The organism is Leucobacter musarum subsp. musarum (assembly GCF_001273845.1).
Classification (GTDB): domain Bacteria; phylum Actinomycetota; class Actinomycetes; order Actinomycetales; family Microbacteriaceae; genus Leucobacter; species Leucobacter musarum.
This window is the reverse complement of record NZ_JHBW01000044.1, coordinates 1-201: the sequence shown is the minus strand read 5'-3', so window position 1 is coordinate 201 and position 201 is coordinate 1. Positions and strand designations below refer to the sequence as shown.

Sequence of the window (201 nt, the reverse complement as noted above, 5' to 3'; positions counted from 1 at the left end):
GTCTGCATCGTCGTCTGCGGAGCCGTCGTCTCCGCCGGCGGCACTCGAGAGCGGAGGATCCGCGATGGCGGGATTCTGGCGATCGCGCTCGAGGAACTTCTCGAACTCCAGCGCGATCGCGTCTCCCGTCGTCTCGGCGGCGAGCGCCTCGTCCCGCGACTCCTCGAGACGGCGGATGTAGCGCGACATCTCCTCGTCGGC

At 69.2% G+C, this 201-nt stretch carries 1 pseudogene; it reads right to left on the bottom strand.

The window, feature by feature from the left end:
* Window positions 1–201, bottom strand: a pseudogene (locus CH42_RS16835) (PAC2 family protein); the annotation flags it as partial.